Origin of the sequence: Escherichia sp. E1V33 (assembly GCF_004211955.1) — a bacterium.
Taxonomy (GTDB): domain Bacteria; phylum Pseudomonadota; class Gammaproteobacteria; order Enterobacterales; family Enterobacteriaceae; genus Escherichia.
The window spans coordinates 112,546-129,046 of record NZ_RHJI01000012.1; the positions used below are offsets into that span (position 1 = coordinate 112,546).

Below are 16,501 nucleotides of genomic sequence, written 5' to 3' on the forward strand. Positions count from 1 at the left end.
AACCTCCGGCGTTTTGGCTGTGAATTACTGCTGCGGAATAGCGGGTACGACCGGAACGTTTAATGCCGGCATTGCAAACATACCAACGAAATCTTCCAGTGGCATTTTCTGCCCATTTAACGTTATCTGACCGTTAGCATATTGCAGGCTGGTGGTGATGGTATTGTCCTGCAAGGTGGTCAGACGGAACATCTGCCCCATTGCTGATGCACCTTCAACTTGCTGTTTCGCCAGTTTTTTCGCTTGATCTTCCTGATAACCTTCCAGCTTCGCTACCTGAGTCATCAACTCAGTTGCCATATCCACCGGAATGGTCAGTTTCGCATCCAGAGATTTAACCGAACGATCTACTTCCTGCGCCAGCGTTTGCGGCGCTTCTTTAGTCGTTGCCGGGTCTTTCAGGAACAGCGACAGATTCAGCGCACTTTCACCCTGACTGTTTTTCCAGCTTAGCGGCGCGATAGTAATCACCGGATCGCCTTTCAACATCAGCGGCAGGGCGCTAAAGAAGGCTTCCGTCACTTTCTCCTGATAAAGTTCGGGATTGTTGGCAATTTCTGGCTGTGCCAGCAGCGCCTGAGTTTGCGCGTTATATTGCTGGCTAAACTGATGCCAGGCTTCACCATCAATCTGGCCGACTTTTAAAGTCAGCTTGCCGCTGCCCAGATCCTGATTCTGTACCTTCAGGCTGTTTAGCGAGTAATCCAGTTGGCTATTGATCGTTTTACCATCATTGACCAGATCCGATTTACCGCTGATCTCCATGCCTTCCAGCAGTGCCAGTTCTTTGCCTTCCACTGAAATGGTCATTTTTTCCAGTGACAGTTTTTGGTTTCCTACGCGCTCACCAAAACTTGCCAGCGTGCTGGAACCGTCGGTTTTCAGATTATTAAAGGTCAACTGCACTTTCTGGTTGTATTCGTTAACTGCGTCTATCCGACCACTTTGCGCCTCCCCGGAAAGGGAGATAGCTTTGCCGTCTCTGTCAGCATTTAACTGGAACTCGCCGCCGCTAAAGGCGACTTTTTCATCCTTTTGCTCGTAATTCAGTGGCTTGAGCGAAATATCGGAACTGGAATCACCGCTGTAACCAATGCGCGAGTTAATCTCAAAAGGCGTTTCACCTTTTGCCATATCAAACAGTGGTTTGCTTACTTCGTTATTAACCAGCGTGGTTTGAATTGATGCCATCGACGGGATCAGGTTCAGTTTTTTAAGCTGGGCAAGCGGGAAGGGACCATGATCAACCGATTCGTTGAAGATGACGCTCTGACCGCTTTTAATCCACGGATTTTCTTTCCCGGCAATGGGTTTCACCAACAGTTGCAACTGGCTGCTGAATACGCCGCGATGATAGTTTTGATAACTCACTTCCAGGTTGGATTCAGGAGCTGTCAGTTTGAGTTGTGCGTTCGCCTGCGCGACCATCTCTTCGAGATGGGTTTCAATCTTCTTGCCTGTGTACCATGCGCCGCCTGTCCAGACTACGCCTAGCGCAACAATGACGCCTACCGCTACCAGCGATTTATTCATAATGATTATCCATAAAATGAAATCAGGCGGACTGGCCGCCTGAAGTGTTATAAGCCTTTAATAAGCTTAGCAAGAGATGTTAATTATTTCAGTAAGCTCTTACAGCTTGTTGTAAACCCGTGCTAAACGTCCGTGGCCTTTTACTGTTACCGGTGACTCGTTGGCGGCGATAAACGCTGATTCACCCGGTTTAAGATGTAACTGTTGTGAACCTTTACACAGCGTCGCTTCGCCTTCAACACAGAACAAAATGGCGGCACTTTGCTGGCTGATGGTGGTTTCTTCTTCGCTAAGGTCATGCAGCGAGAAGGCAAAATCATCAACCGGAATCGGGAAGTCCAGCTCTGCACCTTGTTTTACTGGCTGGGTCAGTAACTGGTTGGCCGGCTTGGCTTCAAACTTCACGTTAGCAACCAGTTCCGGAATATCAATGTATTTAGGCGTCAGACCTGCACGCAATACGTTATCAGAGTTCGCCATCACTTCCAGCGCCACGCCTTGCAGGTAAGCGTGCGGCGTTTCAGCGAACAGGAACATCGCTTCGCCAGGATTCAATTTCACCACATTCAGCAACAGCGGGGAGAACAGGCCGCTGTCATCCGGGTAAAATTCAGAAATTAAACGGATAGTTTGCCACGGTTCGCCCTGCTGGCTGTCGAGCGCCGATTTCAAAATCGCCAGCGCGCGGGATTTCTCTTCACCCTGCATATTTAACAGGCTGGCAAACAGTTCGCTTAAACGTTCGGCATCAGGCTGCTGCAAAAAGTGGGCAATGGCCGGATGTGCGCCTGCGACTGGCTGAAGCAGGGAGACAATCTCGGAAAACTCACGAAATGCGTTCATCGCGAGGAAAGGGGTCAGGGCAAAAACCAGCTCAGGTTTGTGATTAGGATCTTTATAGTTACGCTCGGCGGCATCCATCGGAATACCTGCGGCATTTTCTTTGGCAAAACCGATTTCAGAATTGCGTTTGTTCGGATGCACCTGAATGGAGAGCGGCTGTGCTGCGCATAATACTTTGAACAGGAAAGGCAACTCGCCAAAGCGTTTGGCAACGGCATCTCCCAGCAGAGTCTCTTTATCACTCTCAATCACATCACGCAGTGAAACGATATCTCCTGCGGCATTGTGCACACGTGAACTGCTCTTTGGATGCGCGCCCATCCACAACTCAGCCATCGGCTGGCTGGACGGATTTTCCATACCATAAAGTTCAGTCAACGCCGTTTTGCTGCCCCAGGCATAGTTTTGCACTGAGTTAATGAGTTTTTGCATGATCAATCCCTGTTTAAATGTGGAAATTAATCCCGCTATTAAAGCAAGAATCCTACGGGAAGTAACCTGGAGCCGCAAAAAGTCGTACTAGTCTCAGTTTTTGTTAAAAAAGTGTGTAGGATGTTGTTACTCGCTTTTAACAGGGCAACGGAACACCCGCCCAGAGCATAACCAAACCAGGCAGTAAGTGAGAGAACAATGTCAAACAAACCCTTTCATTATCAGGCTCCTTTCCCACTCAAAAAAGATGATACAGAGTACTACCTGCTGACCAGCGAACATGTCAGCGTATCTGAATTTGAAGGGCAGGAGATTTTGAAAGTTGCGCCAGAAGCGTTAACTCTTCTGGCGCGTCAGGCGTTTCATGATGCGTCATTCATGCTGCGTCCGGCCCATCAACAGCAGGTAGCCGACATTTTGCGTGACCCGGAAGCCAGCGAAAACGACAAGTATGTGGCGCTGCAATTCCTGCGAAACTCCGATATCGCGGCAAAAGGCGTTCTGCCGACCTGTCAGGATACCGGCACCGCGATTATCGTTGGTAAAAAAGGTCAGCGTGTATGGACCGGTGGTGGCGACGAAGCGGCTCTGGCGCGCGGTGTCTATAACACTTATATCGAAGATAACTTGCGCTACTCGCAAAACGCGCCGCTGGATATGTATAAAGAGGTGAATACCGGTACTAACCTGCCAGCGCAGATCGATCTTTATGCCGTTGATGGCGACGAGTACAAATTCCTCTGCATCGCCAAAGGCGGCGGTTCGGCCAATAAAACGTATCTTTATCAGGAAACCAAAGCGTTACTGACGCCAGGGAAACTAAAAAATTATCTGGTTGAGAAAATGCGCACGCTGGGTACGGCGGCGTGTCCTCCGTATCATATTGCTTTCGTTATTGGTGGAACCTCTGCGGAAACTAACCTTAAAACAGTAAAACTGGCTTCCGCTAAATACTATGATGAACTGCCAACGGAAGGGAACGAGCACGGTCAGGCGTTCCGCGATGTGGCGCTGGAAAACGAATTGCTGATCGAAGCGCAAAATCTCGGCCTGGGCGCGCAGTTTGGCGGGAAATATTTCGCCCATGACATTCGCGTGATTCGCCTGCCACGTCACGGCGCATCCTGCCCGGTCGGTATGGGCGTATCCTGTTCTGCTGACCGTAATATCAAAGCGAAGATCAACCGCCAGGGGATTTGGATCGAAAAACTGGAACATAATCCAGGCAAATACATCCCGGAAGAACTGCGCAAAGCGGGAGAAGGCGAAGCGGTGCGCGTTGACCTTAACCGTCCAATGAAAGAGATCCTCGCACAGTTGTCTCAGTATCCTGTATCAACGCGATTGTCGCTTAACGGCACTATCATCGTCGGTCGTGATATTGCCCACGCCAAACTGAAAGAACGTATGGACAACGGCGAAGGGTTACCGCAGTACATTAAAGATCACCCGATTTATTACGCAGGTCCGGCAAAAACGCCGGAAGGTTATGCCTCCGGTTCTCTTGGCCCAACGACTGCCGGACGTATGGATTCTTACGTCGATCAACTGCAAGCGCAGGGCGGCAGCATGATCATGCTGGCGAAAGGTAACCGCAGCCAGCAGGTGACGGATGCCTGTAAAAAACATGGCGGCTTCTATCTCGGCAGTATCGGCGGTCCTGCGGCAGTGCTGGCGCAGGGGAGTATTAAGAGCCTGGAATGTGTTGAATATCCGGAACTGGGAATGGAGGCCATCTGGAAAATTGAAGTGGAAGATTTCCCGGCGTTTATCCTTGTGGATGATAAAGGAAATGACTTCTTCCAGCAGATACAACTCACACAATGCACCCGCTGTGTGAAATAAACAGAGCCGCCCTTCGGGGCGGCTTTTTTACATGGCACGAAAGACCAAACATTTGTTATTAAATGGTGAATAATGAGTGAGCTAAAAGTTGCTTAACGTAAGCAAAGAAGAAAAAAATTAATCAGGTGAGGAGCAGGCCATGAATACAGTACGCAGCGAAAAAGATTCGATGGGTGCGATCGATGTCCCGGCAGATAAGCTGTGGGGCGCACAAACTCAACGCTCGCTGGAGCATTTCCGCATTTCCACGGAGAAAATGCCCACCTCACTGATTCATGCGCTGGCGCTAACCAAGCGCGCAGCGGCAAAAGTTAATGAAGATTTAGGCTTACTGTCTGAAGAGAAAGCGAGCGCCATTCGTCAGGCGGCGGATGAAGTACTGGCGGGACAGCATGAAGGCGAATTCCCGCTGGCTATCTGGCAGACCGGCTCCGGCACGCAAAGTAACATGAACATGAACGAAGTGCTGGCTAACCGGGCCAGTGAATTACTCGGCGGCGTGCGCGGGATGGAACGTAAAGTTCACCCTAACGACGACGTGAACAAAAGCCAAAGTTCCAACGATGTCTTTCCGACGGCAATGCACGTTGCGGCGCTGCTGGCGCTACGCAAGCAACTCATTCCACAACTTAAAACTTTGACACAAACTCTAAATGAGAAATCCCGTGCGTTTGCCGATATCGTCAAAATTGGTCGTACCCACTTGCAGGATGCCACGCCTCTGACCCTGGGGCAGGAGATTTCCGGCTGGGTAGCGATGCTGGAGCATAACCTCAAACATATCGAATACAGCCTGCCTCACGTAGCGGAACTGGCGCTGGGAGGGACCGCAGTAGGGACGGGGCTGAACACCCATCCGGAGTATGCCCGTCGCGTGGCGGACGAGCTTTCGGTCATTACCTGTGCGCCGTTTGTTACCGCACCGAACAAATTTGAAGCACTGGCGACCTGTGATGCGCTGGTTCAGGCGCACGGTGCGTTAAAAGGATTGGCGGCGTCACTGATGAAAATTGCCAATGACGTCCGCTGGCTGGCTTCTGGTCCACGCTGCGGCATTGGCGAAATCTCAATTCCGGAAAACGAGCCGGGCAGTTCAATCATGCCCGGAAAAGTGAACCCAACGCAGTGTGAAGCATTAACCATGCTCTGCTGTCAGGTGATGGGAAACGACGTGGCAATCAACATGGGGGGTGCTTCTGGTAACTTTGAACTGAACGTCTTCCGTCCGATGGTGATCCACAATTTCCTGCAATCGGTGCGCTTGCTGGCAGATGGCATGGAAAGTTTTAACAAACACTGCGCAGTGGGTATTGAACCGAATCGTGAGCGAATCAATCAATTACTCAATGAATCGCTGATGCTGGTGACTGCGCTTAACACCCACATTGGTTATGACAAAGCCGCGGAGATCGCCAAAAAAGCGCATAAAGAAGGGCTGACCTTAAAAGCTGCGGCCCTTGCGCTGGGGTATCTTAGCGAAGCCGAGTTTGACAGCTGGGTACGGCCAGAACAGATGGTCGGCAGTATGAAAGCCGGGCGTTAATCTGCAACATACAGGTGCAGCCGTGGAATGATCAAACGAAGCGGCTGCGCCTGGGGTTTATAACGGTGCTGCACATTGTCGGCATCGTAATTTAACAACTCACCAACGTCCGGCACGCCCGCACCATTATCCCGATTAATCAGTGCAATCAGCGGTGTAGGGCAGGCGTGTTGCACTTGTTTTTGATCTCCTTTGTACCAGACGCGGGCAATCGGCTGCACCTTCACCGGACGTTTGATTTTTAACTTCGCATTCTGTGGCAGGGCAGCGATATCCTGATACTCTCGCTCCAGTTTTCTTTGCCACTCCTCGCGCGTCCACGGTGCGACACTGCGTGGTGATTTCAGGCTTTTTTCCAGCTGTGCCAGGACTTCATCACGATGCAAATTCTTAATGATATGTTTATTAGCCCAACCAAAGCGTAAAGTGGCGGGATCGTGCAGGACGGTGAGCGTGCGGTAAGCATTAAGGGTGATCAGCCCCGGCAAATGACGATGCACCCATTCAAAACGTGCCGCGGTGGGGAGTTCTGATTCAACCGTGACGATATGCTCGAACGTGGTCTTGAGTTTATTGATGTGCTGAATATGACTGACCAACGCTGCTTGCGAAAGGTTATCGACCTGGTAACACAACACGCCAGGCAGACGGACAGCTGCTTTGCTGCTGCGATTTTCGGACTGTTGTTGAATAAATAAATGACGGAAATGACGCAACGCCAGCGCCTGCGCTTCTTTCCCGAGATGTTGCTTAACCTCAATGCGATTAAGCGGATTATGCTCATCTTCCTTTTTGACCTCCGGTAACGAGAACACGCGGGCAACCAGCAACTTGTGCTGTTCAAGTTCAGCGGCAAATGCTGCCAGTTCTTGTTCCATCTGGCGAAAAGTCGTATTGAGTCGGTCAACAAGATCGTAACGGGCCATAATATTACCACTTTAGTTACAACATCCTTTATTTATAGCACATTGACGGCAGCTTAACCACCGTGCATTTGGCGTCAGGCAGAAGTAAATTGCGGGATGTTGTGCCACAGTGGCCAGCTGAACGAGAAGCGGGCGCCCCCCAGTTCACTGGTGTCACAATTGACCGTGCCGCCCATTGCCAGAGCGATAGAGTGGACAATCGCCAGCCCCAGCCCACAGCCGCCAGTTGCACGGTCGCGGCTGGGATCGAGGCGAACAAAAGGTTCAAAGATATGTTCGCGGTTTTCTGGGGCAATCCCTGGGCCATCATCTTCAACAATCAATGTTGCTCTGTTTCCTGCCAGTAGCAGGCTGGTTTCAACGGTTGAATGGCAGTAGCGCAGGGCGTTGTTGAGTAAGTTATCCAGCACACGCTCCATTAAGCGCATATCCAGTGCCGCGTAATTACCTGGTGTGATCGTTTTTATCCGTACCGTTTTGTCGGGGGTTACAGCCTGAATATCTTGCAGATGTGTTGACAGCCACAATGGCAGGTCTGGTTCGCTAAGATGCAGTTCATTTTGTGGGCGATCGAGCCGGGCATAAGTCAGCAGTTCTTCAATTAAGGCTTCCAGTTGACTGATATCGCGATTCAAGGCCTGGGACTCTATGGCGTTCAGGTTGTCGCTCATCTCCAGCCGATAGCGCAGGCGCACTAATGGCGTTCGCAGTTCATGGGCAATGCCATCGATAAGCTGCTTTTTACTGGCAATCAACGCGTTGATATTGTCCGCCATCTGGTTAAACGCCACGCCAAGTCGTTCAAAGCTCGAACCATCATCAAAGTGAATACGTTCATTGAGATGCCCATCGCCGAATCGTTGCGCCGCTGCTTCCAGTTTTAACATGTCTTTCCAGTGCGGACGCATCCAGATAAACACCGGGAAGGCGAGGGAGATGGCAATAAAGGCGATCAGCACGATATCCAGCAAACGCATTTGATGGAGAAAATAAAGATAAGGAACGGGACCCACGGCAAGCACGTAGTGGCTGCGCGGGATACGCTGTAAAAAGGTGTACTGATCATCCAGAGCAACAATCTCTCCGCCACGCAACCGGTGCATGGAGTTATTATCGAGATGATATTTACTTAGCGGCTCAATGCGCAGATCGAAAGAGAGATTTAAATCCATCTCCTTCAGTGTTTTTCCCCAGTCGTGCGGAGGGATCTCGCGTAATTCGCTACGCATCAGATACAGCGAACTGTTCATCAAATCATCCAGCGACTGTTTGCCTGCACGTTCGGCCGTAAATTTGTACACCAGACCAACAAGTAGAGACATCACCAGAAAGCAGACAAACAGCAACAGATAAAACTGGATAAACAGTTTTTTCATCGCTTATTCCCACGCATGAGGCGCAAAAAGATAGCCTTTATTACGCACGGTTTTAATGCGGTAGGGTTCGGCAGCGTTATCGAGCAGTTTTTTTCGTAACCGCGAAATAGCCACATCCACGCTACGATCCAGCCCGTCATAACTGACGCCGCGTAAATTCTTCAGCAGCGCATCGCGGTCCATGATTTGCCCGGCATGAGTGGCTAATTCCCATAACAATTCAAAATCAGCCGTCGAGAGTGAAACCTCATGGTTAGCAAGCGTCACTACGCGGTTGATGGGGTCGATACTTAACGTACCGAAATGCAATGGTTTGTATGGAGTCAGGGACGTTTCCTGAATACCTTTGGTCAGCGTTGCTTGTTCGTTCTGACGCAAATGTAAACGTAAACGCGCCAACAGGACCGCGGGGGGCGTTGTTTTGAGAATATAGTCACAGGCACCCATTTCCAGCGCCAGAATGTGGTTCATATCGCTATCGAGGGAGGTCAACAGAACAATCGGCCCGGACCACTTTGCGCGTAAATCACGGCAGATGGACATTCCGTCTTTGCCTGGCAGCATGATATCGAGCAGAACCAGATCCGGATTTTCCCGCAAAATTGTCTCTTCGGCATGGTCGCCGCGCGGTTCCACGGTAACCTGCATATCATGCTTTGCCAGGTACGCGGCAATCAGTGAACCGACTTCTGTGTCATCTTCCACAAATACGATAGTGTTCATATTATTCACGGCAGATATAAAAACGTCACAATACACCGCGGTGATTTTACTTACTATCAATCGTTTCTAAACAAGGTTGCATCGGGTATTCTACAGCTGACTTGTTATGGAAGTGTTAAGGTAAAAAGATGGGGCTGGTAATCAAAGCTGCGCTTGGTGCGCTGGTGGTGGTGTTGATTGGTGTATTAGCAAAAACGAAAAATTACTATATCGCCGGGCTGATTCCACTTTTCCCGACCTTTGCGCTCATCGCGCATTATATTGTTGTCAGTGAACGTGGGATTGAAGCCTTACGTACCACAATCGTTTTCAGTATGTGGTCGATTATTCCCTATTTTGTTTATCTGGCGTCGTTGTGGTATTTCACTGGAATCATGCGCTTGCCCGCTGCTTTTGTGGGTTCTGTTGCGTGCTGGGGGCTAAGCGCATGGGTGCTGATTATTTGCTGGATGAAGCTGCATTAACGCAAATGACGGCCGCCATCAAGCGGGAAACTGCGCCCGGTTACAAAGCAACTGGTGAGTAAGTAATCGACCAGATCGATAACTTCTTTCTCACCAGGGGCGGTTTTCATCAGTGACTTATTCAGCGCCTGTTGGCGATATTCGGCATCATCATGCTCATTAAACAGGATCAGCGATGGCGCAATAGAATTCACTTTCACTTCCGGTGCCAGCTTGCGGGCAAACGAACGGGTCATATTATCCAGTGCCGCTTTACTTGCTGCATAGGCAATATGTTTGTCGCTTCCGCGCTCTACTACATAATCGGTGAAGTGAATGATATCACTGGCGGCGTGTCCGTGACCGCGCAGTAATCTTTCCAGCGCATGGTTGAGCAGATAAGGGGTATTAACATGGATCTGCATCATGCAGGCCAGAACATCAGTCAGTGGCGTACCAGGTTTTTCTGCCATCCACGCACTGGCGTTATGCAAAATAGCACGCAGGCCGTGGGTGCTTTTTAACACTTCATCGGCAAATGCCATCACGCCGTCGTTCGTTGAAAAATCAGCCTGAATACACTGCGCACCCGCATTAACCAGTCCATCAATAGCAGGGTAGTGCGTCCGATAGCTGACAATCACCGGTTGCTTTTGATTAATGAAATGCCAGGCGAGAGCGAGGCCGATACGACGGCCTCCGCCAGTGATTAATATTGGCAAGGGCTGGGTTTTCCCCATCGTTAATCTCCTTTGCAAGCAAACGATGGGACGAAAGTTATCCCACCAGCATCCAGGTCGCCGGAACTGCGGCAATTAACAGCATGCCAATCAGCACCATTTCCTGACGATTCAATACATTATCATGTGTATGCGTTTTACGCGCGTACAGGAAGACCAGTAGCCCTGGCGCATACAAAACGACGGACAACAACAGGTGCATTGGGCCTGAAGCGTATAATAACCATAAGCCATAAATGCAGGCGCCGACACCTACCGCTTTATGCAGTGGACGAGTAGCGATTTTTAACAAGAACGCCCCAACCAGGAAATAGGGCACCAGAATCATCTCTGAGGCGATGGTCAGCAACGTGTTGTAATCAGAACCAGTCAGCCAGATCAGCACCAGACAAATTTGCACGCAGATGTTGGTCAGCCACAACGAGGCGGACGGCGCTGCTTGTGCATTCTGGCGCGCAAAAATACGCGGGAATGCCTTATGGGTTGCTGCCAGGAAGGGGACTTCTGCCGCCATAATGGTCCAGCTTAAATACGCGCCACAAACGGAAACGATCAATCCGGCAGCGATGATAATCTCGCCCCACGGCCCCATCATTTTCACCATCAGACCGGCCATAGATGGGTTACGAATCTCAGCCAGTTCAGGACGTGCAACCACACCCAGCGAAAGCAGCGTGACCAGTAAATAAACGCCAAGTGCGGAAAGCACAGCCAGAAGTGTAGCTTTGCCAACATCATGTTTATTCCGCGCGCGTGAAGAAACAACCACCGCACCTTCCACACCAATGAATACCCATAGTGTGATCAGCATGGTGTTTTTCACCTGTTCCCACACCGGTACGCCAAGCGCAAGGCCAGTAAAGTCGAGCTTGAAGGTGTCCAGTTTGAACATCATCATCGCCAGCACAATAAACAAACCAAGCGGCAATAATTTTGCCAATGTCGCCACCAGGTTAATGCTGGCGGCGGTTTGTACGCCGCGCAGGATCAAAAAGTGAACAATCCACAATAATGCCGATGCACCGACGATCGATTGCCAGGTGTTACCATCGCCAAACAGGCGTAGTTCCGGCGTATCGGTGAAGAAACTTAATGCGGAAAAGACGATAACCAGATAAGAGACGTTGGCGATAACCGCACATAGCCAGTACCCCCATGCGGAGCAGAAGCCGATTAACTCGCCAAATCCTTCCCGCGCATAGGTAAAAATACCGCCGTCAAGGTCGGGACGAATGCGTGTCAGGATCAGCATGGCAAAGGCCAGCAATAAGATGCCAGCGCCAGTAATACCCCAGCCGATGAGCAGTGCTGCCGGGCTGGCAACCGCCGCCATATTTTGCGGCAGACTGAAAACACCCGCGCCCAGCATTGAGCTTAATACCAGCGCGGTGAGTGCGCTCAGTCCCAGTTTCTTTTCCATCGATATCCAGTGTTTAAAACGTGTTCAGAAGAATAAATATTAGGGCAAAACGCATAAAAATGGTGAATGCCACTAAAGCGCGGGATTTTACGAAGAGATGTGCCGGCATGCAATGGTTGCAGGAAGATTTGTAGCTAAAAATCGGAAAGGCGGCATAAAGCCGCCTTATTGTGATACTGAATAGTTATTTATTTATACAGGTCTGCACTGATGGTCAGGTTGTTACCACGTTCCTGCCACTGGCGGGTGATGTGGTAATACTTAGCACCTTTCTTCGCGGCACGTTTAGCAACCTGATAGGAGACTTCGGTCATGTTGCCGTAGTTACCTGAGAACTTAATGCTATCGAACGGGACCATCATTGCTGCGGTCGCTTTGTTCAGTTCTTCTACTTTGGTGCCGTCAGGAAGCGTGACAGTGTAACGTCCGCCTTTTGAAGATTGAGTTTCAAAGAAACGACCGACTTCAGCACTTGGTGATGCAGTGGTGGCAACGCCCGGGATTTCAACTTTCTTCGCAGCTTCGCCACCTGCGGCCAGTGCCGCGCGACCTGCATCAGAATCAGCAGGGATCACATCCGGACTCTGGACGATGCGTTTTTTAGCATCTTGTTTGTAGATGAACGCAGTAATACGCTGGTTACCGCCCTGGTTGGCATCTATCTGGCGAACGATGTAGTAAGAGTAGGCACCTTTCGCTTTTGCTGCTTTGGTGATGGCATCATTCACTTCCGGCTGGCTACGGAAGAAACCCTGCACGGTCACGGTGTCGTACGGCTCAATCAGAACAGCCTGCTCTTTAGGCAGCTCAATCACGCCATTAAAAACGCGATTCTTATCAGCTTCTGCTTTTTCAGCATCGGCTTTATAAAGATCGGCAACCACACGCCAGTTACCGCTGTTACCGAAATCTGATGTATCGACAACATAAAAAGAGGCGGCGTCTTCTTTATCAGCGCGACGGGAAACAGCTTTAACCGCTTCGCCAATGGCATTAAAACGGCCGGTAACCACTACACGGTCAAAAGGTTTAACCGCTGCCGCTTGCTCCGGTGTCAGTTCTGTTGCTGCGTTAACGGAAAATGCCGTAGCAGAAAGCAGTGCCGACGCCAGGAGGGTGTTCTTAAGCTTCATAAAAATAATCCTTCGCCTTGCGCAAACCAGGTACTGGTATTGTTATTAACGAGAAACGTGGCTGATTATTGCATTTAAACGGTGTAACTGTCTGCGTCATTTTTCATATCCGCTTCCTTGATTTGATTTTAAACCTGATCGGATGACCATCTGTGCTTAAAAAACAGCCGCACCGGCATAAAACTGCTGAAACGACTGAATTACATAAGTTAATTTAATGTAAAGCAATGGATTTCGCCGGGGGGATATCATGTTTTACCTGGCCACCGGAGACAATTATCGGTCTTTATCCTGTGTTCTAAGGTGTTTATCCCTCAGTCATCACTAAATCGTTTATATTTTGCGAGTTCACGTCGAAATACTGATTTTTGACGCTAGATCACAGGCATTATTTTCAGTACGTTATAGACGTTTGTTACTAATTTATTTTAACGGAGTAACATTTAGCTCGTACATGAGCGGCTTGTGTATCAAAAACACAGGCAAACCATCATCAATAAAACCGATGGAAGGGAATATCATGCGAATTGGCATACCAAGAGAACGGTTAACCAATGAAACCCGTGTTGCAGCAACACCGAAAACGGTGGAGCAGCTGCTGAAACTAGGTTTTACCGTCGCGGTAGAGAGCGGCGCAGGTCAACTGGCAAGTTTTGACGATAAAGCGTTTGTGCAAGCGGGCGCCGAAATTGTAGAAGGGAATAACGTCTGGCAGTCAGAGATCATTCTGAAGGTCAATGCGCCGTTAGATGATGAAATTGCATTACTGAATCCGGGGACCACGCTGGTGAGCTTCATCTGGCCTGCGCAGAATCCGGAGTTAATGCAAAAACTCGCGGAGCGTAACGTGACCGTGATGGCAATGGACTCTGTACCACGTATCTCACGTGCACAATCACTTGATGCGTTAAGTTCGATGGCGAATATCGCCGGCTATCGCGCCATTGTTGAAGCGGCTCATGAGTTTGGGCGTTTCTTTACCGGGCAAATTACCGCAGCAGGTAAAGTGCCTCCGGCAAAAGTGATGGTGATTGGTGCGGGCGTTGCGGGCCTGGCGGCCATTGGCGCAGCAAACAGCCTCGGCGCAATTGTGCGTGCATTCGATACCCGCCCGGAAGTGAAAGAACAAGTTCAAAGTATGGGGGCGGAATTCCTCGAGCTGGATTTTAAAGAGGAAGCAGGTAGCGGCGATGGTTACGCCAAAGTGATGTCGGAAGCGTTCATCAAAGCAGAAATGGAACTCTTTGCCGCCCAGGCAAAAGAGGTCGATATCATTGTGACCACCGCGCTTATTCCCGGCAAACCAGCGCCGAAACTGATTACCCGTGAAATGGTTGATTCTATGAAGTCGGGTAGTGTGATTGTCGACCTGGCAGCCCAAAACGGTGGTAACTGTGAATACACCGTACCGGGTGAAATCTTCACCACGGAGAATGGCGTCAAAGTGATTGGCTACACCGATCTTCCTGGTCGCCTGCCGACGCAATCCTCACAGCTTTACGGCACCAATCTTGTCAATCTGCTGAAACTGTTGTGTAAAGAGAAAGACGGCAACATCGCGGTTGATTTTGATGATGTGGTGATTCGCGGCGTGACCGTGATCCGAGCTGGCGAAATTACCTGGCCGGCGCCGCCGATTCAGGTTTCAGCCCAGCCGCAGGCAGTGCAGAAAGCGGCTCCTGAAGTTAAAACCGAAGAAAAATGTGCCTGCTCACCGTGGCGTAAATATGCGCTGATGGCGCTGGCAATCATCCTTTTTGGCTGGTTGGCAAGCGTAGCACCGAAAGAATTCCTCGGGCACTTTACCGTTTTCGCGTTGGCATGCGTCGTAGGTTATTACGTGGTGTGGAATGTCTCCCACGCGTTGCATACGCCGCTGATGTCGGTTACTAACGCGATTTCAGGGATTATTGTTGTCGGAGCTCTATTGCAGATTGGCCAGGGCGGCTGGGTTAGCTTCCTTAGTTTTATCGCGGTGCTTATCGCCAGCATTAATATTTTCGGTGGCTTTACCGTGACTCAGCGCATGCTGAAAATGTTCCGCAAAAACTAAGGGGTAACATATGTCTGGAGGATTAGTTACAGCTGCATACATTGTTGCCGCGATCCTGTTTATCTTCAGTCTGGCCGGGCTTTCTAAACATGAAACGTCTCGCCGTGGTAACAACCTCGGTATCGCCGGGATGGCGATTGCGTTAATTGCAACCATCTTCGGACCGGATACTGGCAATGTTGGCTGGATCCTGGTAGCAATGGTCATCGGTGGCGCGATTGGTATCCGTCTGGCGAAGAAAGTCGAAATGACCGAAATGCCGGAACTGGTGGCGATCCTGCATAGCTTCGTGGGGCTGGCGGCGGTGCTGGTTGGCTTTAACAGCTATCTGCATCATGACGCGGGAATGGCACCGATTCTGGTCAATATTCACCTGACGGAAGTGTTCCTTGGCATCTTTATTGGTGCGGTAACCTTTACTGGTTCGGTAGTGGCGTTCGGTAAGCTGTGCGGAAAGATTTCGTCTAAACCGTTGATGCTGCCAAACCGCCATAAAATGAACCTGGCTGCATTGGTCGTTTCTTTCCTGCTGTTAATGGTGTTTGTTCGTACCGATAGTGTTGGTTTGCAGGTGCTGGCATTGCTGATAATGACCGCTATTGCGCTGGTATTCGGTTGGCATTTAGTGGCTTCCATCGGTGGTGCAGATATGCCAGTGGTGGTGTCGATGCTGAACTCCTACTCCGGTTGGGCGGCGGCAGCGGCGGGCTTTATGCTCAGTAACGACCTGCTGATTGTGACCGGTGCGCTGGTCGGTTCTTCGGGCGCCATTCTTTCTTACATCATGTGTAAGGCGATGAACCGTTCCTTTATCAGCGTTATTGCGGGTGGTTTCGGCACCGATGGTTCCTCTACCGGTGATGATCAGGAAGTCGGCGAACATCGTGAAATCACGGCGGAAGAGACGGCGGAACTGCTGAAAAACTCGCATTCGGTGATAATCACCCCTGGATACGGCATGGCGGTAGCGCAGGCACAATATCCAGTTGCAGAAATCACCGAGAAACTGCGTGCGCGTGGTATCAATGTGCGCTTCGGTATTCACCCGGTTGCGGGCCGTTTGCCTGGGCATATGAACGTGTTGCTGGCGGAAGCAAAAGTACCGTATGACATCGTGCTGGAGATGGACGAAATCAACGATGACTTTGCTGATACTGATACCGTACTGGTGATTGGTGCTAACGATACGGTTAACCCGGCGGCGCAGGACGATCCGAAGAGCCCGATTGCTGGCATGCCTGTTCTGGAAGTGTGGAAAGCGCAGAACGTGATTGTCTTTAAACGCTCGATGAACACCGGCTATGCTGGCGTGCAAAACCCGCTGTTCTTCAAGGAGAACACCCACATGCTGTTTGGTGACGCCAAAGCCAGCGTGGATGCAATCCTCAAAGCTCTGTAAACTAAACGGCCTCTACGGAGGCCGCTTGCCAGCGTAGAAATGCCTGATGCACTACGCTTATCAGGCCTACATGTAAGCTGCAATGTGTAGGC

Annotated in this window: 13 protein-coding genes; 5 read left to right on the plus strand and 8 right to left on the minus strand. The window is 50.3% G+C overall.

What is annotated here, in order from left to right:
- Positions 1-24: 24 nt before the first annotated feature.
- Together D9742_RS13030 and manA are read right to left on the minus strand one after the other, a co-directional pair.
- Positions 25-1,533, minus strand: a complete 1,509-nt coding sequence (locus tag D9742_RS13030) for a YdgA family protein (protein ID WP_021556838.1) — start codon at positions 1,531-1,533, stop codon at positions 25-27.
- 99 nt (positions 1,534-1,632) lie between these two features.
- Positions 1,633-2,808 carry a mannose-6-phosphate isomerase gene (gene manA, locus D9742_RS13035; RefSeq protein ID WP_130237165.1) on the minus strand — a complete coding sequence of 392 codons (1,176 nt, stop codon included), beginning with the start codon at positions 2,806-2,808 and terminating at the stop codon, positions 1,633-1,635.
- Positions 2,809-3,006: 198 nt separating this feature from the next.
- Here manA and fumB point away from each other — a divergent pair, with 198 nt between their 5' ends.
- Positions 3,007-4,653, plus strand: a complete 1,647-nt coding sequence (gene fumB, locus D9742_RS13040; protein ID WP_069913955.1) for a class I fumarate hydratase — start codon at positions 3,007-3,009, stop codon at positions 4,651-4,653.
- A 139-nt stretch (positions 4,654-4,792) separates the two neighbouring features.
- Entirely contained in the window at positions 4,793-6,196 is a 1,404-nt protein-coding gene (gene fumC, locus D9742_RS13045; RefSeq protein ID WP_130237166.1) for a class II fumarate hydratase, read from the plus strand.
- Here the strand turns inward: fumC and tus are convergent.
- The 3 genes from tus to rstA all read right to left on the minus strand — a co-directional run bounded on the left by tus (position 6,193) and on the right by rstA (position 9,221).
- Entirely contained in the window at positions 6,193-7,122 is a 930-nt protein-coding gene (tus, locus tag D9742_RS13050; protein ID WP_130237167.1) for a DNA replication terminus site-binding protein, read from the minus strand. The two genes, fumC and tus, sit on opposite strands and share 4 nt — an antisense overlap.
- Positions 7,123-7,196: 74 nt before the next feature.
- The gene (gene rstB / locus D9742_RS13055) at positions 7,197-8,498 is read right to left on the minus strand and encodes a two-component system sensor histidine kinase RstB (protein ID WP_130237168.1); all 1,302 of its coding nucleotides are present in this window, start codon (positions 8,496-8,498) and stop codon (positions 7,197-7,199) included.
- Between the two features lie 3 nt (positions 8,499-8,501).
- A complete protein-coding gene (rstA, locus tag D9742_RS13060) occupies positions 8,502-9,221 on the minus strand; it encodes a two-component system response regulator RstA (RefSeq protein WP_130237169.1) in 720 nt (239 codons plus the stop codon).
- A 128-nt stretch (positions 9,222-9,349) separates the two neighbouring features.
- Between rstA and D9742_RS13065 the strand changes: the two genes are divergently transcribed.
- The gene (locus D9742_RS13065) at positions 9,350-9,685 is read left to right on the plus strand and encodes a GlpM family protein (protein ID WP_064529999.1); all 336 of its coding nucleotides are present in this window, start codon (positions 9,350-9,352) and stop codon (positions 9,683-9,685) included.
- Here D9742_RS13065 and folM read toward each other — a convergent pair.
- The 3 genes from folM to ydgH all read right to left on the minus strand — a co-directional run bounded on the left by folM (position 9,682) and on the right by ydgH (position 12,957).
- Positions 9,682-10,404, minus strand: a complete 723-nt coding sequence (gene folM, locus D9742_RS13070) for a dihydromonapterin reductase (RefSeq protein WP_130237170.1) — start codon at positions 10,402-10,404, stop codon at positions 9,682-9,684. The genes D9742_RS13065 and folM overlap by 4 nt on opposite strands.
- Positions 10,405-10,441: 37 nt before the next feature.
- On the minus strand, positions 10,442-11,824 hold the full coding sequence (locus D9742_RS13075; protein ID WP_130209319.1) for an amino acid permease: 1,383 nt from the start codon (positions 11,822-11,824) through the stop codon (positions 10,442-10,444).
- A 188-nt stretch (positions 11,825-12,012) separates the two neighbouring features.
- Entirely contained in the window at positions 12,013-12,957 is a 945-nt protein-coding gene (gene ydgH, locus D9742_RS13080; RefSeq protein ID WP_130237171.1) for a DUF1471 family protein YdgH, read from the minus strand.
- 520 nt (positions 12,958-13,477) lie between these two features.
- Here ydgH and pntA point away from each other — a divergent pair.
- A complete protein-coding gene (pntA, locus tag D9742_RS13085; protein ID WP_130237172.1) occupies positions 13,478-15,010 on the plus strand; it encodes a Re/Si-specific NAD(P)(+) transhydrogenase subunit alpha in 1,533 nt (510 codons plus the stop codon).
- 10 nt (positions 15,011-15,020) lie between these two features.
- Positions 15,021-16,409, plus strand: a complete 1,389-nt coding sequence (gene pntB / locus D9742_RS13090; RefSeq protein ID WP_130237173.1) for a Re/Si-specific NAD(P)(+) transhydrogenase subunit beta — start codon at positions 15,021-15,023, stop codon at positions 16,407-16,409.
- The last annotated feature ends 92 nt before the right edge of the window (positions 16,410-16,501 follow it).